Genomic DNA, 18,845 nt, shown 5'->3' with positions numbered 1-18,845 from the left:
ACTAGTAACTGAGTTTACCCAAACCCAAGTAATACTTTTTACTCAGCACTATGGGCTAGAGAAGGAAGACAAGGAGAAAAATAATAACTCTTCATGACAAATGACAAATGACGAATGACAAATGAGAAATGACTAACTTACATGGAGAGAAGAATTTGAAAAATCAGCAATTTGGAAATTGGCAAAGCACAGTTTTAGGAATTGTGTTAGCAACACTAGTGCTTTTGGGACTAAATTCCTTTATTATTATCAACCCAGGACAAGCAGGAGTAATCAGCATCTTAGGTAAAGCGAGAGATGGGGCATTATTGGAAGGGATTCACGTAAAACCGCCTTTTATCTCAGTGATAGATGTGTATGATTTGACCGTCCAGAAATTTGAAGTGCCAGCAGAGAGTTCTACTAAGGATTTGCAAAATTTATCTGCGAGATTTGCAATCAACTTTCGCCTCGATCCCATCAAGGTAGTTGAAGTTAGAAGGAAACAAGGAACCTTAGAGAATATTGTATCGAAAATTATTGCACCCCAGACCCAAGAAGCATTTAAAATTGCAGCAGCTAGAAGAACAGTAGAAGAAGCAATTACCAAAAGAAGTGAGTTAAAAGAAGACTTTGATCAAGCGCTAGGCGATCGCTTAGACAAATATGGGATAATTGTGTTAGATACTAGCGTAGTTGATTTAGCATTCTCACCAGAATTTGCCAGAGCAGTGGAAGAAAAACAAATTGCTGAACAACGGGCGCAAAGAGCCGTTTATGTAGCACGGGAAGCAGAACAAGAAGCACAAGCAGATGTAAATCGCGCTAAAGGTAGGGCAGAAGCTCAAAGACTGTTAGCAGAGACACTCAAAGCCCAAGGAGGACAGTTAGTTCTGCAAAAAGAAGCAATTGAAGCTTGGAAGAGTGGGGGCGCTCAGATGCCTAAAGTCCTCGTTATGGGTAGTGACTCAAAAAGCGGCGTTCCCTTCATATTCAACCTTGGAAATGTCCAAAATCAACCTTAATTCGAGTAAATAATATTTAGTAAGTTGGGCTAGTACAAGTTGGCGGAAATAAACCTACTATTTCATTACAGCAATCAAGCCCAAAATTAAAGCTTTTTGAATGCGTGAATGCGTGAATGCGTGACTTCCGCCTTGCGGCACTAGTCCCAACTTCAACACAACAGAAAAACCAACCAGACAATAATCGAAGTTTATGTCAACCCCCAATCCTCAGAATCTCACTGCTGAAGAAGCGAAAAAATTACTGAATAAATTCAACTGTCTAGACATTGCGCCTGTCCTCAAGCCATCAGAAAAATTAGTAATTCGTAGTGCCTTAATTTTGATCGCTAAACTTGCTGATTATCAAATTTTAGGAATTTGTGCTGATACAGCAGAAAAAGGAATACTTGCCATGAAGACTTATTCCCTGGCTTTGGGTTATGAAGCCCCAGACAATTTACTTACACCTGAAGGCCCAGTTTATATCAAATTAAATGGTAAAAATGGCTTGTGTTATCTCGATTCTTATGCTGGACATCATCGTGGCGTATTAGTGTCTTGTCAGTCTTACGACGAAGACGGAATCAACGAAATGTATGGACATCTCCCCTTGGATTTATTTGTATAGAATTCGGCAATGTAGGTAGGGTATGCGCCTTACCTACTACCGCAAGGCGGAAGTCACGCATTCACGCATTCAAAAGTCAAAACTTTTGTAGATTCAGGCTTTTGCTTGTTTAAAATGGTAGCTTCATTTACGCCGTGCTGTACTACTAACTAATAATCAATGAAAAATTCCTAAATCTTATGAGTATTATTACACTACAATCAGTCAAAAAAGACTTTGGCATTAAGGAAATTTTAAAAGATGCTAGCTTTAGCCTAGATGCTACAGATAAAGTTGGCTTAATTGGTACTAACGGTTCAGGGAAATCAACCCTATTAAAAATGATTGCCGGGTTAGAATCGATTGATAGCGGTCAGATTTTAGTCAACTCTGGTTCTAGAATTATCTACTTACCCCAGTTGCCAGATTTAGATGAGAATCACACAGTTTTAGAACAAGTTTTTGCTGACAGTGGCGAACATACAGTTTTGGTGCGTGAGTATGAAGAACTCTCAGATAAATTGGCTCACTATCCAGATGATAGCCAACTGATGTCTCGCCTTTCTGTAGTGATGCAACGGATGGATACAACTGGTGCTTGGGAATTAGAAACTAATGCTAAAATCATCCTTACTAAATTAGGAATTTCTGACTTTGACGCCAAGATAGGCACTTTGTCTGGAGGCTATCGCAAGCGGATTGCTTTAGCATCAGCGTTGCTAGCAGAACCAGATGTTTTGCTCATGGATGAGCCGACAAACCATCTTGATGCTCTTTCTGTAGAATGGCTACAAAGTTATTTAAATCGCTATCGCGGCGCACTTTTTCTCATCACCCACGATCGCTACTTTCTAGATCGCGTTACCAATCGGATCGTTGAAATCGACCGAGGCGACATTTACACCTATACAGGTAACTATTCATATTACCTGGAAAAGAAAGCTTTAGCTGAAGAATCTGCCGTCAGTAGTCAACGTAAATACCAAGGCTTGTTGCGGCGCGAGTTGGAATGGCTCAAAAAAGGGCCGAAAGCCAGAAGTACTAAGCAAAAAGCGAGAATTGACCGCGCTCATGCTCTGCGGGATACTGAATTTAAACAAGTTCAGGGTAAAGTTGATATTTCTACAGTTGGTCGTCGCATTGGCAAAAAAGTTATTGAATTAGATAACATTTCTAAAGCTTATGATGGACGCACCCTGATTAATAATTTCACCTACGAATTTAGCCCAGAAGACCGCATCGGCATTATCGGTGCTAATGGTGCTGGTAAATCCACTTTAATGGATATTATTACTGGTCAGATTAAGCCAGATTCAGGTATTGCAGAAATTGGGACTACAATTCACATCGGTTATTTTGACCAACATTCTGAAGAATTGCTCACAGCTTTAAACGAAAATCAGCGCGTGATTGACTACATCAAAGAAGAAGGAGAATTTATCAAAATTACCGATGGGACTCAAATTACTGCTTCGCAAATGTTGGAGCGGTTTTTGTTTCCTGGTAATCAACAGTATGCCCCAATTAATAAACTTTCTGGTGGTGAAAAACGCCGTTTATTTCTGTTGCGGGTTTTGATGAGTGCGCCTAATGTGTTGATTTTAGATGAACCGACAAACGATTTAGATGTTCAAACATTGGCAGTACTAGAGGATTATTTAGAGGATTTTGTCGGGTGTGTAATTGTAGTTTCTCACGATCGCTACTTTCTCGATCGCACTATCGACACAGTATTTTCCTTTGAGGAAGGCGGTAATCTCCGGCAATATCCCGGTAATTACTCGATTTATCTGGATTATAAGAAGGCTGAAGAGGCACAGCAACAAGCTGCTAACACTAAGGAGAAGCCTAAAAATGTCGAAGTCCAAAATGGTGCATCTTCACTCAAGGATGTAGAGAATAACAAGCGGCGGAGGTTATCCAATTGGGAGAAAAAAGAATTTGAGCAGTTGGAAGGTAAAATTGCCAAGTTAGAGGCTGAGAAAGCGGAAACGGAGAAAACACTAGGGAATGTCTCACCGGGGAATTATAGCGAAGTGCAGAAATTGTACAATCAGGTAGAAAAGCTCAAGCACGCGATCGATGTGGCGACTGAACGGTGGTTAGAGTTGGCTGAGATGGAGTCTTAATTTTTTAACATGACGTGAATTAAGATAGGAGACGCGATGAATCGCCGTCTCTACAATCAGTCTTCTTTAGGATTATTTTAATTTCTATTTTTGTATATTAATGCTAATTGCTCAATATACCAACTAAAATATAAGTTAATTCAGTTAATTCTTCAGGAACTCGATATAATTTGAGGTCTTCCGCTATCTGTTTTTCTTGACGGTTGTATATTGCAAATCGCCAATCTTCACCAGTAGTTACAGACCCATAAAGAACTGGTAAATCTGAATTTATCCATTGATCGAGTGCAATCAGTTCAACTGCTAATTGTGTAAATCCTCTACTTAAATCTGCTTGTTTTGCTTCAATCACTAACAAGCCTTTACCTTTATCAATGTAATAATCCAAGCTGCCTTTTAGTTGGTCGCTAACACTAATGGGATACTCAATATTCAATTGGGTTTGGGCAATTTCGCAAACCTCTAGTAATATTGGTGCGATAATTGCTTGCTTGCGTGCATCTTCACTAAGTAGCTTGACACGTCGGAGGTTACGCTCAATGACTCGGTGTAATTCTGCAATTATCTCAGAGTTAAATTCTGTTTTTGGTAATTGTAACCGTTCACGTTTATAAGAACAGCCAAATTCAGCAAGAATATCTTCTGGGGAAAACGGAAGTTCAAAATATTTGCTGAATGTATAGCTTTGACTAGGTTGAATGATTCGGGGACGATTCATATAGTAATTTACGTGTGGATGACATACACCACTCTACAATATTTATATATAGTTTTAGGCAAAGTGCGATCGCCTTTTACAGCTACTCAACCCAATTCTCTAACAACAGCGCTGAATGCTGGGTATCTAATTTACAAACATTTCTCTGTTGCCCATGTTAGCTGTTCTTCATCGGTATATCCCAGCCTATTCAAATTTAGACTTGTAATCACATCTACACCACGATTTTGTAAAGCCAGAACTAGAGAACGTGCGGTAGAATCTTCATCCATATACAAGCGAATTCGGCTCATGAAAGTTTTTGAGTTTTATGCAGTTTCTCTAATCTGTCTCCCTCTGCCTCTTCTGCTGCAATGTCAGCGTCAATTTGGTCGCGGTTAGCATGATAATAAGCTAAAGCTGCATAAACCTGCGCTAAGGTCAGATGACTAATTTGATCTGCAATCTCTTCGGCGCTATAACCTTGTTTGTACCAGATGGCTATGCGCCTGACTGTCACGCCTGTACCAGCAATAATCGGACAACCACCGTGTATTTCAGGATTATGGTTAATCAGTGTGCCAATATGCACTCCCCAACTTACGGGAACAGCTACAGAACTTACGGGAACAGCTACAGAACTTATGGGAACAGCTACAGAACTTATGGGAACAGCTACAGAACTTATGGGAGTAGCTACAGAACTTATGGGAACAGCTACAGAACTTATGGGAGTAGCTACAGAACTTATGGGAGTAGCTACAGAACTTATGGGAACAGCTACAGAACTTATGGGAGCTTATAAATACTAATATCTCCTAATTAAGTTACGAAAGATTACTGCTATCAATCAAAACTTTAGTAAAAAAAATTGCGAGTTTTACTGAACCGGAATGTAATTTAACTGAGGCAAGATAGCTCTAGCAGCATCTTAAAGGACTAATTTTATGTCTCGTAAAAAACGCACATCCCGTGTTTTAGAAAAAGCTCAGTTAAGATCCGCCGGACTGAAATCTATTGTTCCAAATATCAAATTTGATGAAAATTATAGGCTGGAAAAATTAGTTGAGTCAATCGACCAGTTACGCAACAAAATTGATGTTTATAATACTGCTCTGTCTGTAGTTGACTCTTCTAAAACTGAAATTGAAGAGATGGAAAAAAACTTGAGTCAGCTTTCAGAAAAGATGCTGATGGTAGTTGCTATTAAGTACGGTAAAGATAGTTGTGAGTATGAGATGGCGGGTGGTGTTCGTAGTAGCGATCGCATCCGCAAAATCAGGTCGAGCCGCTTGAAAAATGTTGCCGAACAAGCATCAGAAGAAAATGCTAAAATTGCATAAACCAGCTTAAAACAAAAGCCTTGGGCAACTTGGGCGTTAGCACGTTAGCAAAATCAGCACATAATACAATAGCTAGCGTCCATCAAAAGCCACTCATGCCGCAAAATAACCAAATTGCCGTTGAATTCCGCGATGTTACCTTTAGCCGCAATCATCGCCCATTGGTGTCAAATCTCAATTTCACCATCCGCCAAGGAGAAGCACTGGTATTACTTGGGCGCAGTGGTAGCGGCAAAACTACCACAATGAAGTTAATTAATCGCCTATTTACACCTACACAAGGCGAAGTTTTATTTGATGGTATTCCCACAACTGAATGGGATGAAATTAAACTGCGGCGAAAAATTGGTTACGTCATTCAAGAAATTGGTTTATTTCCCCATTTTACAGTTGAACGCAATGTGGGTTTAGTCCCAGCTTTAGAAGGTTGGCAACCGAAAAAAATTAAAACGCGGGTTTATGAATTATTGCAATTAGTAGGCTTAGAACCAGCACAATTCGCCGGACGTTACCCGAACGAACTTTCGGGAGGACAAAGGCAAAGAGTTGGTGTAGCTAGGGCTTTAGCAGCAGATCCGCCAGTGTTGTTGATGGATGAACCCTTTGGCGCACTCGATCCGATTACGCGCCTAGAACTACAACAAGAGTTTCGGCATTTGCAGCAAGAATTGGGCAAGACAGTTGTGTTTGTCACCCACGATATACAAGAAGCATTTGTGTTGGCATCAAGAATTGGTTTAATGTATGGGGGAGAATTGGTAGTATTGGAGGCAAAGGATGAATTTATGCGATCGCAACATCCAGAAAGCCTTGCCTTTCTCCAATGTCTGCATACCTTGCAAGATACTCTATGAAAAATTTCTTCCTCATTAAGTATGCCCCAGAAATTCTTCAGCATACTCTAGAACACTTATTTTTGGTAGGCATAGCAATTGGAATTGCCATACTTGTAGGCATTCCATTAGGTATTTTAATTACACGTAAAACTTATCTTCGCCAACCAATTCTCGGTATAGCAAATATATTCCAAACTATTCCAAGTTTGGCACTATTTGGCTTGCTCATTCCGGTTCCGATAATTGGCGGAATTGGTGCAGTACCAGCAATTGTTGCCCTGATTGTATATTCGTTGCTGCCGATAATTCGTAACACTTACACAGGTATTACTGGCGTAGATCCAGCTATTAGAGAAGCTGGCAGAGGTATGGGAATGACAGATAGACAACTGTTATTGCAAGTTGAGATTCCTTTAGCACTGGGAGTAATTCTGGCAGGTGTGCGAGTAGCAACGGTAATTGCTATTGGTATTGCAACTATTGCAGCAGCGATTGGTGCAGGTGGTTTAGGAGTATTTATTTTTCGCGGTATATCAGTAGTGAACGATCAGTTAATTTTAGCTGGTGCAGTTCCGGCGGCGGCAATTGCATTACTGGCTGACTTTGCAATTGGCTGGATGGAGAATAAATTGAAAATTAAAAGTTAATGAAAAAAATTTTAGCATTGTGCTTTTTAACTTTTGCTGTATTACTCTTAATCGCTGGTTGTACGCCAAATTCAAATAATAGTAGCAGTGGTAATATTATCGTTGCTTCCAAAGATTTTACCGAACAAGATATTTTAGGTGAACTGTTAGCACAACAAATTGAGGCGACAACTAATTTAAAAGTAGCTCGTCGTCCCCGTTTGGGTGGTTCTTTTGTTTGTCATAGTGCTATTACTGCTGGCAAAATTGATGCATATATTGAGTATACAGGCACAGCTTTTACTGGAATTTTAAAGCAAAAGGCAGTTAACAATCCGAAAGAAGTTTATGAAAGGTTAAAACAAGCATACTCCCAGCAATTCAATCTGGAAGTGATGCCAAGCTTGGGTTTTGAAAACACTTTTGCAATGATTGTCCGGGGTGATGATGCCAAGCGTTACAACATTCAAACTCTCTCTGAAGCGACTCAATATACACCACAATGGCGCGGCGGTTTTGGCTATGAGTTTTTAGAACGGGAAGATGGTTTTCCTGGATTAGCGAAAGCTTACGATTTGCGTTTTGCCAAATCTCCCCAAATTATGGATTTGGGTTTAATATATCGTGCTTTGATTCAAAAACAAGTAGATATGGTGGCAGGTAATTCCACTGACGGACAGATTTCTCGATTGGGTTTAGTTGTCTTAAAAGATGATAAACATTATTTTCCACCTTACGAACCTGTGCCAATTGTTCGACAAGAAATATTAAAAAAATATCCCGAATTAAGAAATGCGATCGCTTCACTTGCTGGAAAGATTTCGGCAGATGAAATGCGGCAGTTAAATTATTTAGTTGAGGGAGAATTACGTGATATTAAAGATGTTGTGCAGGAGTTTCGCAAATCGAAAGGATTAAAATAATTTGTAGTTAATTAAGGGTTAGTGTCAATACTGCTCGGTTAAGAATATTTGTAGGTTGGGTTGAACTTTAGTGTTACCCAAGAAAGCCCCAGAAATGTTGGGTTGCGCTTTGCTTAACCCAACCTACAATTTTCCTTAACTGAACCGTATTGTGCTATATCCAAGTTTTTAATTGCGAATTGCGAAAGCGTTGCGGGGCATAGCCCATTGCAAATTCTGAATTGGTATAACCCCCAGCCCCTTCCCTTATCGTTAGGGACTTCCAAGAAATAAATTATTCCAAGAAACGAACCACAGAGACAAGGCAGCGCGGTCTTGGGGGTTTCCCCCATGAGCGACTGCCGCGCAGAGAACGCAGAGAGAAGAAATAGAGAGAGTTTTTGCCTCAGTTTTGGAACATTTTTTTATTTGGAAGTCCCTTAATACCATTTCTTTGTGAGGCTGCGCCCAAGCCTTTTAACTTCTTTCTTTCTTTCTTTCTTTCTTTGTGTACTTTGCGTCCTTCTCTAACGAGACGCTGCGCGACTGCGGTTCGTTTTTCTTTCTTCTTTCTTTTACTTAAAGATGGTTTAGCGCATCTTCATACAGAATTGGTATAAGTCTCTCTAACTCTAGTACTTTTTGAGCCAAGCTTTTTCCGCCATGCCTCCATGTAAATATAAAACACTGGAGTTAGATAGAGAGTCAATATCTGAGAAAACAGCAATCCACCAACGATCGCAATCCCCAAAGGACGACGCGCTTCTGAACCTACTCCTGTTCCCAGAGCAATGGGGAGTGTGCCAATTAAAGCTGCCATCGTCGTCATCATAATCGGGCGGAAGCGAGTCAAGCAAGCCGCATAAATGGCGTCAAAGGAATTTTTTCCTTCCTTTCGCTGCGCTTCAATGGCAAAATCCACCAGCATAATGCCGTTTTTCTTGACAATACCCACTAGCAGAATGATGCCGATGAAAGAGTAAAGATTTAAATCAACCTGGAAAATCAGTAGCGTCAATAATGCGCCAAAACCCGCCGAAGGTAGACCCGAAAGAATGGTAATTGGGTGAATGAAATCCTCATAGAGGATACCGAGAATCAGATAAATTACTAAAATAGACACCAACAATAGCGCACCTAAATCGTTGAAGGACTGTTGGAAGGTTTGGGCTGAACCCTGAAAACTGGGGGTAATTGTTGAGGGTAATAGCTCACTGGCTGCTTGCTTGATGGCATCTGTAGCCTGACTTAGAGACGTTCCTGGGAGGGTATCAAAAGAGATAGTTGCAGAGGGAAGTTGAGCAACGTGAGTAACGGTGAGAGGGCCGACATTTTGAGTGATATTAGCGATCGCACTCAGGGGAACCTGTTTTCCAGTACTCGATTGCACATATAGTAGCGATAGGGCGCTGGGATCTCGCTGAAACTCCGGTTTTACTTCCAAAATTACATAGAATTGGTCATTTGGGGTATAAATAGTAGAAACCTGGCTAGAACCATAAGCGGCGCTAAGGGTTTGTTCAACTTGTTGGGCGGTAATCCCAAGGGTTGCGGCTTTATTGTGGTCAACTTGGACTTGGATTTGGGGAGTGCTGAGTTGTAAATCGCTGTCAACGTCCCGGAGTCCTGGTAGAGCTTTGACTTTATCTACAAGTTTAGGAACGTATAAGCGCAGGTCTTGTAAATTCAAACTCTGCAACGTGAACTGATAAGTAGAATTAGTTTGTTGCCCACCAATGGGAATAGCTGGCGGAGAACGGAGGAATGTCTTAACCCCAACTACACGTCTCAACTTGGGGGTTAACTCTTGAATGATTTGGTCAGCACTAAGTTGACGTTGAGAACGTGGCTTGAGCCGAATCGTAATTCGCCCAGAGTTTACGGAGGCGTTAGGGCCACTTGCACCCACAATCGAGTCAACTGCTTCAATATTGGGGTCTTTACGAATGATGTCAACAACCTTTTGCTGGTGAAGGCGCATATCATCAAAAGAAATATCTTGCGCTCCTTTGGTGTTCGCCATCAGTTGTCCGGTGTCTTCCGTAGGAATAAATCCTTTGGGAACGATGATGAATAGATAGACGGTCATTACCAGCAAAATGCCAGAACCAATAAGTGTCATCAGGCGGTATTTTAAAACGGGTTTAAGAGTCCAATCATATCCACGCAGTAATAAATCAAATGCCCGTTCTAAAACTCGATATAGCAGATTTGGTCTTTGCTGATGTGAACGCAGAAACCGACTGCACAACATTGGGGTGAGACTGAGAGAAACAAAACCCGAAACCAAAATTGCCACAGCGATTGTCACGGCAAATTCATGAAATAATTTACCGATTATTCCACTCATAAACATGATGGGAATGAACACCGCCACTAAGGAAAGGGTCATTGACAAAATGGTGAAGCTGATTTCTTTCGATCCCTTCAATGCCGCGTTCAGGGGAGATTCGCCCATTTCCCGATAACGGACGATATTTTCTAATACAACGATCGCATCATCCACGACAAAGCCCACGGAAAGGGTCAACGCCATGAGTGAAAGGTTATCTAAGGAGAAGCCTGACAGATACATCACCGCAAAAGTGCCAATGATCGCTACAGGTAGCGCCAAACTGGGAATCAGCGTCGCAGTTATATCACGTAAAAATAAGAAAATCACCAAGACAACTAGACAAACCGAGAGAACCAAGGTAAATTTCACATCATTGACAGAGGCTCGAATGGTTTGGGAGCGATCGTACATAATCCCCATCTCAATAGATTTGGGAACTTGTTCGCGGAGTGTAGGTAAAAGTTCTTGGATGGCATCAACAATATTTACCGTATTAGCTCCCGGCTGCGGCTGCACAGCGAGAACAACAGAATGACGGTTTGTTACTTTGCGATCGCTATACAGATTCGAGACTTTGACGTTTTGTTCGCTGTCAATTACCTGCCCCAAATCCTGGAGCCGCACAGTAGCACCATTTTTGTAAGTTACAATTAGCTGGCGATAGCTGGCAGCATCGGTGAGTTGACCGTTCGCCTGAATGGTATAACTTTTGTAAGTGTCAGAGAGACTGCCAGTTGGTAAGTTGACATTTCCCTGTTGAATTGCAGTTTTTACCTGACTTAGACCAATTCCCCGCGATGCCAACTCTCGCGGGTCAAGCTGGACGCGGACTGCATATTGCTGTTGACCAAAAACCTGTACCTGAGCAACACCATCAATCATCGAAATTGGTTGACCAACTGTTACCTCTGCGTATTCATCTACTGTGGAGATTGGCTGTGTCTCAGAATACATATAGAGGAAGAGAATTGGTGAGACAGATGGGTTAACTTTCCGGTAGGTGGGTGGGTGAGGCATTCCGGCTGGTAGTTGTCCTGCTGCTGCTGAGATGGCTGCCTGGACATCTTTGGCGGCATCTTCCACTCTGCGGCTAAAGTCAAATTGTAGGGAGATGTTAGTGCTACCTGTGGAACTGGTGGAATTGAATGAATTTAGTCCGGCAATTTCGGTAAACTGTCTTTCTAGGGGTGCGGCAACTGAAGATGCCATTGTTTCTGGGGTAGCACCAGGGAGACTAGCAGAGACAGAAATAAAAGGATATTCAACGTTGGGTAGGGCGCTGATGGGTAATAGTAGATAACTCATCAGACCGAAGATGAGGATACCCATCATTACCAAGGTGGTCATGACTGGGCGACGGATAAAGAGTTCTGAAAGGTTCATGGGTTTTGTTATTGAGTTAAGGCTTAACTCTTTGTCAAAGTCAATTTTTTAAACGAACCACAGAGGCGCAGAGGGCACTGAGAGAAGAAAGAAATGCTTAATTCTAAGTTGGCTCGTAGTTGTAAAAAACTCTCTTGATTCTTCTCTCTGTGTCCTCCGCGTCTCTGCGGTTCGTTTAAAAAAAATCACGATCGCTCGCCTATGAAAATACCCGCCGCAACTTAACTTGATTAAGCTTCTTCCGCCACGATTCCATATATATATAGAACACAGGCGTTAAATACAGAGTCAATATTTGAGAAAACACCAGCCCGCCCACAACTGCAATACCTAAAGGACGGCGGGATTCGGAACCAGCCCCAAATCCGATTGCTATGGGCAAGGTTCCCATTAATGCTGCCATCGTCGTCATCATAATCGGACGAAAGCGCACTAAACAGGCTTGATAAATCGCCTCAGACGGTTTTTTCAATTCTTCTCGCTGGGCAACAATTGCAAAATCCACCATCATAATCCCGTTTTTCTTGACGATGCCCACTAAGAGAATTATGCCGATGAAGGAATAAACATTCAGTTCAACATGGAATATTATCAGCGTTAACAATGCCCCAAAACCTGCTGATGGCAAACCGGAAAGAATTGTAATTGGGTGAATGAAATCCTCATAGAGAATACCCAGGATTAGATAAATTACTAAGATAGCGATCGCTAACAGTAAACCCAAACTCGGCAGTGAACTTTGAAACACCTGGCTTGCGCCCTGAAAGCTGGTGCTAATGCTTTTAGGAATCACCTGATTAATCAGTTCTTCAATTTTTTGGTTGGCATTTCCCAAGGACGCACCGGGGGCGAGGTTAAAGGAAATGGTGGCTGCGTTCATCCTACCGTTATGATTGACCATTAACGGGCTGACTCCCTGAGATAGTTTGGCGAATGTCTTCAGAGGAACTGCCACTCCTGTGCTGGAGTTAATATATAAGGTCAACAGAGCATTGATATCTTGCTGATATTGGGGTGCTAATTCCACAATCACCTGATACTCATTGGTCGCTGCATAGATGGTTGACACTTGGTAGGAACCGTAAGCACTTCTGAGGGTATTTTCGATTTGCTCGGCGGTAATCCCATAAGTTGAGGCTTTATCGCGGTCAATATCAATTTGAATCTGGGAAGCAAATTGTAAATCGCTGTTGACATCCTGGAGTTCTGGCAAATTCTTCATCTTGAGAACTAGTTGGGGAACATATTCCTGCAAGGGTTTGACATCAGAACTCTGAAGTGCTAGTTGATAAAGTCCTGTGCTTTGCTCGGCGCCAATGGGTATCGCTGGAGGATTTTGTAAGAATACTTGGATGCCTGGAACAGTGGCAAGTTTAGTTCGCAAATTTTGCACGATTTCGTCGGCTCCTAGTTGGCGCTGCGATCGCGGTTTTAACCGAATAAACAAACTACCAGAATTGGCTGCAACTGCTGCCCCACTGCCGTTAGCACTGGCTCCTGCGCCAATATTAGAGTTGACTGCATCTACATTTGGGTCTTGGCGGATCAGGTTAGCAACTGTCTGCTGATGCTGGACAAGATTATCAAAGGATGCATCCTCGGCTGCTTGGGTAATGCCTGTAATTTGTCCGGTATCTTCGCTAGGAATAAAGCCCTTGGGAACTATCACCAACAACCCAACTGTCACCAGCAATAGAAAGAAAGATAAAATCATCGTGGTGCGGTGATATTTTAAGACTTTTTTGAGACTCCAATCGTACAGACCGAGGAAGCGATCGAATACATATTCGGAAGCTTGATATAACCGACTTTGATTAGCATGATCCACAGGACGCAGAAAACGGCTGCACAACATGGGAGTCAAAGTCAAAGACACAAAACCAGAGACGAGAATTGCAACTGCGATCGTCACAGCAAATTCATGAAATAATCGTCCCAGCACTTCACTCATGAACAACATGGGGATGAACACTGCAACTAAGGAAAGTGTCATCGACAGAATTGTGAAACCAATTTCTCTCGACCCATTCAACGCCGCTTCTAGGGGACGTTCCCCCATTTCCATGTGACGGACAATATTTTCTAGCATGACGATAGCATCATCCACTACGAAACCCACCGAAAGGGTCAACGCCATCAGTGACAGGTTATCTAGTGAGTAGTGCAGCAAATACATCACTGCAAAAGTGCCAATCAGCGAAACGGGTAACGCCAAACTGGGAATCACCGTCGCCGAAAGGTTCCGTAAAAAGATGAAAATTACTAAGATAACTAGAGCGATCGTCAGAATCAAAGTAAATCTGACATCATCTACTGAATCTCGAATTGATTGAGACGCATCATAGAGAATACCAATTTCTACTGATGCCGGAATCTGTTCTCGCAAAGTCGGTAGCAATTTCTTAATCGTGTCTACGACTTGCACCGTATTGGTTCCGGGCTGTCTTTGAATGGTGAGAATAATGGCGCGGGTATTGTTGTACCAGCTTGCTACCTTGTCATTTTCTACACTGTCAACAATCCGACCCAGTTGATTGAGATAGATGGGCATTCCATCTTTATAAGAGACAATCAACTGACGATAAGCAGCCGCATCCTCAAGTTGTCCGTTAGTTTGAACTGTAAAATTCTTGTGATTTCCCGAAAGACTGCCGGTAGGCAAATTGACGTTACCTTGTTGAATCGCCGTCGCCACCTGATCTAGCCCAATTTGCCGTGCTGCCAATTGTTGCGGATCTAGTTGAATTCGAGCCGCATACTTTTGGGAACCGTAGACAGCTACCTGTGCTACCCCATTGATTGTAGATAGCTTTTGTGCCAGATAAGTCTCGGCATAATTATCTACCTGGGAAAGCGGCAATGTGGGAGAGTCTAAGTAAAGGTAGAGAATTGGTTGGTCTGCGGGGTTAACTTTGCTATAGGTGGGAGGATTGGGTAAATCGTTAGCAATTTGCCCTGATGCTCCCGATATTGCGGCTTGTACATCCTGCGCCGCATCATCAATGTTCCGACTCAGGTTAAATTGCAGGGTAATTTGAGTCTGTCCCAGAGTGCTAGTTGAGTTGAGCGAATCAAGTCCAGCAATACTGGAAAATTGCTTTTCTAGAGGACGGGCAACCGATGCTGCCATTGTTTCCGGGCTGGCTCCCGGTCGAGAAGCACTTACCTGAATTGTGGGATAATCTACACTTGGTAAATCGCTGATGGGCAGCAAGCGATAACTCATGAAACCGAAGATCAAAATCGCTGCCATCACCAGAGTCGTCATGATTGGGCGACGGATAAATGGTTCTGAAAGGTTCATGATTCACCTCCGCCTGACTTCGGGGATTCTCCCCCCTGCTCCCTGCCGCCTGCCCCCCTTCCTCTTCTCGAAGAATTTCCACCTGCATTTGAGTCATTGCCGGCTGTTTTGATGCGGATTTTGCTACCCGAAACGAGATTCGCTTGACCATCGGTAACAATTTTATCGCCTGGTTGCGGCCCTTTCTGAATTACATCTAGCCCCTGAATGGTGCTGCTAACTGTAACTGGAACATTTTCTACCGTCATGTCTGGCTTAACTACAAAAACAAACTGTCCATCTGGGCCATTCTGCACGGCTTGGGAAGGAACAACCGTTGCATTTGGTTGTTCAGTCAGCGTCAGCGTTGCGTTGACAAATTGACCAGGAAATAAGTGTCCCTGAGTGTTGTCAAAGTCACCAATTAATTGAATTGTCCCCGTGGTGTTATCGACCGTATTATTGACAAATGTCAAAGCACCTGGTATTGGATGAGATGGATTATCGGGGAATGTCACATCTACCTTCAGCTTGCCATTCTGCATATACTTTTGTACCTGGGGCAGATTTGTTTCAGGAATGGAAAAAGCAACTTGAATCGGGCGAACTTGGGTGATGGTAACAAGCAAAGTCGTGCTGTTAGCTTGTACCACATTCCCCTGAGTCACCAGAATATTGCCAGCGCGACCATCAATCGGCGCATAAATTTTGGCATAAGATAATTGCACTTTGGTATTGTCTAATGCTCCTTGGTCTGAAACGACAACAGCTTGAGCATTAGCGATCGCAGCTTGATCGCCCTTGACAACTGCACCAGCATTAGTCAACGCCACTCGATCGCTTTTCAAAACAGCCTCAGCATTAGCGATCGCTTCTCGATCTGCTTGTAGGGTTGCTGTAGCCGATTTGCTATTGGAAACGTATTGCTGTGCTTGATCTAAACTAATCGCGCCTTTCTTATATAATGCAGTATAGCGATCGCTCTGTCCCTGAGCAAATTCTGCTTGTGCTTGATCCTTGGCCAAATTCGCTTGGGCTTGTCGCACCAAAGCTTGGTCTTTGACTAAAGTGGCTCTAGCTTGGTCTACCTGACCCAAGTCTCTAGTTAATCCATCTCTAGCTTGTTGTACCGAGGCTTGGTCTTTTGCTACAGTTCCTTGAGCTTGCTGGATTGCAGCAGCTTGCGATCGGTCATCTAGGGTAAACAAAAGTTGTCCCTTTTTTACATCTTGACCTTTTTTGAAATAAACGCCAACAATCCGTCCACTAGCTTGGGGCGTAATCGATACTGTAGACCCCGCTTGCACATTACCGATCGCCTGTAGTTGTAACGGAACCGTTTTTTGTGTCACCATTGCTACAGTTACAGGTGTCATTTGCTGCCGATTACGCCCAGATTTTTCAGATTTGTCTGACTTGGCTGCACCTGCATGGATACCAAAAAAACCCAATCCAGCCAGCAACAGCACGCCCAAAATTACCAAACGAATCTTTTTCTTTTTTGGCGATCGCGGTAGCTCTGGTTCTATACTGTTCTCAGTCAAATTATCGTTAGAAATTTTAATTTCATGGTTCATCAGAACCTCCAATGGATTTTATTGTAAATATCTAGGCTTCAGAAGGCAGAAGTACGCCTTTTAGGGAATCATACTCGAAATATTTCCTCATCTTAAGTACTTTAATATGTACTTATCTGTATGTTTATTTATTACTTGTTTAACTGCCGATATAGAATTTGTAGAGCTTGTTTTTCTATCTGTCTAACGCGTTCCCGACTAATACCTATTCGCTGACCAATCTCTTCTAGAGTAAATTCCTGTCCATCTGTCAATCCAAAGTGCAATTTTAAGATTTCTTGTTGTTGTCTGGACAAGCTTGACAATAAGCCTTCAACTTCATCATTGAGATATTGCTCAGTAGTATAGCCATTTTCAGAATATCTATAATCTTCTATTAAATCTTCTAATTTCATCTCTTTATCTGACCCAACTCGAAGTTCAAGAGAGATAGTTGTACGAGCCAAAGCTAGATATTCTCGAATTTGACTAGGCTCTAAAGAAAGTGCATGAGCAATTTCTATAGTGGTAGGAATACGTCCCATTTTTTGAGATAACTCTCGCTGAACGCGCTTAATTTTATTTAACTTTTCGTTGATGTGCATTGGTAATCGAATCGCGCGTCCTTGTTGGGCGATCGCTCTGGTTATTCCTTGACGAATCCACCAGTAAACGTAGGTTGAAAATCTGTATCCTAGAGCCGGATTGAATTTCTCAACTCCTCTCTCCAAACCTAATGTACCTTCTTGAATTAAATCCATTAGCTCTAAGTTCCGTCTCTGATATTGCTTGGCAATTGACACCACAAGCCGGAGATTAGACGCCATCATTTTCTGCTTGGCTTTCTTCCCTTGATTTAGCTGCTGAAGTAGTTCCTGTTCACTTAACTGCATCTGGTTAGCCCATTCTGACAGTGTGGGCGTACGCTTTAATTCAACAGTCAGTTTTTCTGATTCAGCAAGTATTTTCATCATCTGCTGAACTTGTTTGGCAAAAAAAACTTCTTGCTCCTGAGTCAACAGAGGTACCCGACTAATTTCTTGAAGATAAGCACGGACTGTATCAGTGGAAGCTTTGCTTGTGTTAATAGCTTTAGTCTCTGGGAATGATGTTAAGTTACTCATAGTGAGTTAGCCTCTGCCTATTAATTAGGGTATTTTTTATTCGGGAAAAACCGTAGATAGTGACTCGACGAGCCATAGAGGTTTTTATAAAAAAACCAGGTATCAAGCACTAGCTCTAACAGAGCAATCAATACCCAAATTGCTAAAGAAACAATTACGGGTAGGCTGATATCGGGAAACTTCCTTTGCAAATCGATAATGCCAAATAACAGCAAAAATAAAAGGGAAACTCCCAGCAGAAAGGACAACTTAACGATGGCCAGAATAAAACGACTCATCTCTAGGATGCGATTGTAAAGCCTGGAAAATCTTTCCAGGATTTCCCCCATATTATTGATGACCAGTAGAATTTGTTGTTGGTGCAGATGAGTAGCTAATGATAATTGTTGCTGCACTTGCATCAATTCATGTTCATTCTTGAAATTATCTAAAAGCTTGTCCCAAGGTAGCACCTGAGAGTTAGTTGCCCAGATTGGGAAATCATTTAAATGCAAGGGAACTAAATAGTTAATCAATGCTATCAGAGCTTCTTCAAAATTACTTAGTTCGGGGGGAAGAGACTGAGTTAAACGAATGAGTTGGTCAATCTGAATCTGAAGTGTATAGTAATCTTCATATCTCCTTTGAGCGATCAACTGACTAGTAAAGGTGAGAAAAACAATTAACACCCCCAATAAAGCAGCTAGGGACTGGGATACAGCAGAAAAGAATTCAATCGCTACCTGTTTAGGTACTGTCAGCCAGGGAGCGTTTTCTTGCATAGAAAAAACTAGAGTGGCAACAAATACAAGCCCAACGAGCGCTAGCTGATGGCGGGTAATCATAGCTATGGCTATCCGCACTAAAGGAGTGTTACTGAGTTGAACCAGGATTTTTAGACCTGGGACTGGTTCACCAATTTGAAGTTGTTGGGCTTTGTGGGTTGGCATAATTGAAAGATACACTTCCAGACTTATTGAGGATAATTGTCAAAGGTATCCGTATACTTATTTCCCACGCTGTAAACTAAGATGATTGTCCCCCGACTGAATCAATTTG

16 protein-coding genes are annotated in these 18,845 nt (G+C 42.2%); 8 read left to right on the top strand and 8 right to left on the bottom strand.

Annotation, left to right across the window (positions count from 1 at the left end; translation table 11 throughout):
* Positions 1-128: 128 nt before the first annotated feature.
* The 3 genes from V7K25_RS07305 to V7K25_RS07295 all read left to right on the top strand — a co-directional run bounded on the left by V7K25_RS07305 (position 129) and on the right by V7K25_RS07295 (position 3,722).
* Positions 129-1,004: a prohibitin family protein gene (locus tag V7K25_RS07305; protein ID WP_442948070.1), complete on the top strand. Its 876-nt coding sequence runs from the start codon at positions 129-131 to the stop codon at positions 1,002-1,004.
* A 193-nt stretch (positions 1,005-1,197) separates the two neighbouring features.
* Positions 1,198-1,614 carry a DUF1824 family protein gene (locus V7K25_RS07300; protein ID WP_335156480.1) on the top strand — a complete coding sequence of 139 codons (417 nt, stop codon included), beginning with the start codon at positions 1,198-1,200 and terminating at the stop codon, positions 1,612-1,614.
* 179 nt (positions 1,615-1,793) lie between these two features.
* Positions 1,794-3,722 carry an ABC-F family ATP-binding cassette domain-containing protein gene (locus tag V7K25_RS07295; protein WP_335156478.1) on the top strand — a complete coding sequence of 643 codons (1,929 nt, stop codon included), beginning with the start codon at positions 1,794-1,796 and terminating at the stop codon, positions 3,720-3,722.
* A 103-nt stretch (positions 3,723-3,825) separates the two neighbouring features.
* On the opposite strand, the gene V7K25_RS07290 is transcribed toward V7K25_RS07295, so the two are convergent.
* From V7K25_RS07290 to V7K25_RS07280, 3 genes are all read right to left on the bottom strand, one after another.
* Positions 3,826-4,440 carry a hypothetical protein gene (locus tag V7K25_RS07290; protein WP_335156476.1) on the bottom strand — a complete coding sequence of 205 codons (615 nt, stop codon included), beginning with the start codon at positions 4,438-4,440 and terminating at the stop codon, positions 3,826-3,828.
* A 131-nt stretch (positions 4,441-4,571) separates the two neighbouring features.
* Positions 4,572-4,733, bottom strand: coding sequence for a hypothetical protein (locus V7K25_RS07285; RefSeq protein ID WP_335156474.1), 162 nt, complete (start codon positions 4,731-4,733; stop codon positions 4,572-4,574).
* Positions 4,730-5,011 carry a DUF433 domain-containing protein gene (locus V7K25_RS07280; protein WP_335156472.1) on the bottom strand — a complete coding sequence of 94 codons (282 nt, stop codon included), beginning with the start codon at positions 5,009-5,011 and terminating at the stop codon, positions 4,730-4,732. Before V7K25_RS07280 ends, V7K25_RS07285 begins: the two co-directional genes overlap by 4 nt.
* Between V7K25_RS07280 and V7K25_RS07275 the strand changes: the two genes are divergently transcribed.
* The 5 genes from V7K25_RS07275 to V7K25_RS07255 all read left to right on the top strand — a co-directional run bounded on the left by V7K25_RS07275 (position 4,998) and on the right by V7K25_RS07255 (position 8,147).
* Complete coding sequence (locus V7K25_RS07275; RefSeq protein ID WP_335156470.1) at positions 4,998-5,231, top strand: hypothetical protein; 234 nt, start codon at positions 4,998-5,000, stop codon at positions 5,229-5,231. The two genes, V7K25_RS07280 and V7K25_RS07275, sit on opposite strands and share 14 nt — an antisense overlap.
* Positions 5,232-5,366: 135 nt before the next feature.
* Positions 5,367-5,762 (top strand): hypothetical protein, encoded by a 396-nt coding sequence (locus V7K25_RS07270; protein ID WP_335156468.1) that lies wholly within the window; start codon positions 5,367-5,369, stop codon positions 5,760-5,762.
* A gap of 95 nt (positions 5,763-5,857) precedes the next feature.
* Positions 5,858-6,616, top strand: a complete 759-nt coding sequence (locus V7K25_RS07265) for an ATP-binding cassette domain-containing protein (RefSeq protein ID WP_335156466.1) — start codon at positions 5,858-5,860, stop codon at positions 6,614-6,616.
* A complete protein-coding gene (locus tag V7K25_RS07260) occupies positions 6,613-7,245 on the top strand; it encodes an ABC transporter permease (RefSeq protein ID WP_229556390.1) in 633 nt (210 codons plus the stop codon). The genes V7K25_RS07265 and V7K25_RS07260 overlap by 4 nt, the downstream gene beginning before the upstream one ends.
* On the top strand, positions 7,245-8,147 hold the full coding sequence (locus tag V7K25_RS07255; protein ID WP_335156463.1) for a glycine betaine ABC transporter substrate-binding protein: 903 nt from the start codon (positions 7,245-7,247) through the stop codon (positions 8,145-8,147). The genes V7K25_RS07260 and V7K25_RS07255 overlap by 1 nt, the downstream gene beginning before the upstream one ends.
* 580 nt (positions 8,148-8,727) lie before the next feature.
* On the opposite strand, the gene V7K25_RS07250 is transcribed toward V7K25_RS07255, so the two are convergent.
* The 5 genes from V7K25_RS07250 to V7K25_RS07230 form a co-directional block, all read right to left on the bottom strand.
* On the bottom strand, positions 8,728-11,844 hold the full coding sequence (locus tag V7K25_RS07250; protein WP_335156461.1) for an efflux RND transporter permease subunit: 3,117 nt from the start codon (positions 11,842-11,844) through the stop codon (positions 8,728-8,730).
* 199 nt (positions 11,845-12,043) lie between these two features.
* On the bottom strand, positions 12,044-15,148 hold the full coding sequence (locus V7K25_RS07245) for an efflux RND transporter permease subunit (protein ID WP_335156459.1): 3,105 nt from the start codon (positions 15,146-15,148) through the stop codon (positions 12,044-12,046).
* Positions 15,145-16,704 (bottom strand): efflux RND transporter periplasmic adaptor subunit, encoded by a 1,560-nt coding sequence (locus V7K25_RS07240; protein ID WP_335156457.1) that lies wholly within the window; start codon positions 16,702-16,704, stop codon positions 15,145-15,147. The genes V7K25_RS07245 and V7K25_RS07240 overlap by 4 nt, the downstream gene beginning before the upstream one ends.
* A 131-nt stretch (positions 16,705-16,835) precedes the next feature.
* Positions 16,836-17,807 carry an RNA polymerase sigma factor, RpoD/SigA family gene (locus V7K25_RS07235; RefSeq protein ID WP_335156455.1) on the bottom strand — a complete coding sequence of 324 codons (972 nt, stop codon included), beginning with the start codon at positions 17,805-17,807 and terminating at the stop codon, positions 16,836-16,838.
* 20 nt (positions 17,808-17,827) lie between these two features.
* On the bottom strand, positions 17,828-18,736 hold the full coding sequence (locus V7K25_RS07230; RefSeq protein ID WP_335156453.1) for a hypothetical protein: 909 nt from the start codon (positions 18,734-18,736) through the stop codon (positions 17,828-17,830).
* Positions 18,737-18,845: the final 109 nt, after the last annotated feature.

The sequence above is a fragment of the Nostoc sp. genome (assembly GCF_036919495.1).
Lineage (GTDB): Bacteria > Cyanobacteriota > Cyanobacteriia > Cyanobacteriales > Nostocaceae > Nostoc.
Note: the sequence above shows the minus strand (reverse complement) of the source record. Positions and strands in the feature narration are given on the sequence as shown.

Bases quoted from the DNA above. Each gene is read 5' to 3' on its own strand.
- V7K25_RS07305 (WP_442948070.1), top strand. From the start codon at position 129: ATGACTAACTTACATGGAGAGAAGAATTTGAAAAATCAGCAATTTGGA.
- V7K25_RS07240 (WP_335156457.1), bottom strand. From the start codon at position 16,704: ATGAACCATGAAATTAAAATTTCTAACGATAATTTGACTGAGAACAGT.
- V7K25_RS07300 (WP_335156480.1), top strand. From the start codon at position 1,198: ATGTCAACCCCCAATCCTCAGAATCTCACTGCTGAAGAAGCGAAAAAA.
- V7K25_RS07235 (WP_335156455.1), bottom strand. From the start codon at position 17,807: ATGAGTAACTTAACATCATTCCCAGAGACTAAAGCTATTAACACAAGC.
- V7K25_RS07230 (WP_335156453.1), bottom strand. From the start codon at position 18,736: ATGCCAACCCACAAAGCCCAACAACTTCAAATTGGTGAACCAGTCCCA.
- V7K25_RS07270 (WP_335156468.1), top strand. From the start codon at position 5,367: ATGTCTCGTAAAAAACGCACATCCCGTGTTTTAGAAAAAGCTCAGTTA.
- V7K25_RS07250 (WP_335156461.1), bottom strand. From the start codon at position 11,844: ATGAACCTTTCAGAACTCTTTATCCGTCGCCCAGTCATGACCACCTTG.
- V7K25_RS07245 (WP_335156459.1), bottom strand. From the start codon at position 15,148: ATGAACCTTTCAGAACCATTTATCCGTCGCCCAATCATGACGACTCTG.
- V7K25_RS07285 (WP_335156474.1), bottom strand. From the start codon at position 4,733: ATGAGCCGAATTCGCTTGTATATGGATGAAGATTCTACCGCACGTTCT.
- V7K25_RS07290 (WP_335156476.1), bottom strand. From the start codon at position 4,440: ATGAATCGTCCCCGAATCATTCAACCTAGTCAAAGCTATACATTCAGC.
- V7K25_RS07265 (WP_335156466.1), top strand. From the start codon at position 5,858: ATGCCGCAAAATAACCAAATTGCCGTTGAATTCCGCGATGTTACCTTT.
- V7K25_RS07255 (WP_335156463.1), top strand. From the start codon at position 7,245: ATGAAAAAAATTTTAGCATTGTGCTTTTTAACTTTTGCTGTATTACTC.
- V7K25_RS07260 (WP_229556390.1), top strand. From the start codon at position 6,613: ATGAAAAATTTCTTCCTCATTAAGTATGCCCCAGAAATTCTTCAGCAT.
- V7K25_RS07295 (WP_335156478.1), top strand. From the start codon at position 1,794: ATGAGTATTATTACACTACAATCAGTCAAAAAAGACTTTGGCATTAAG.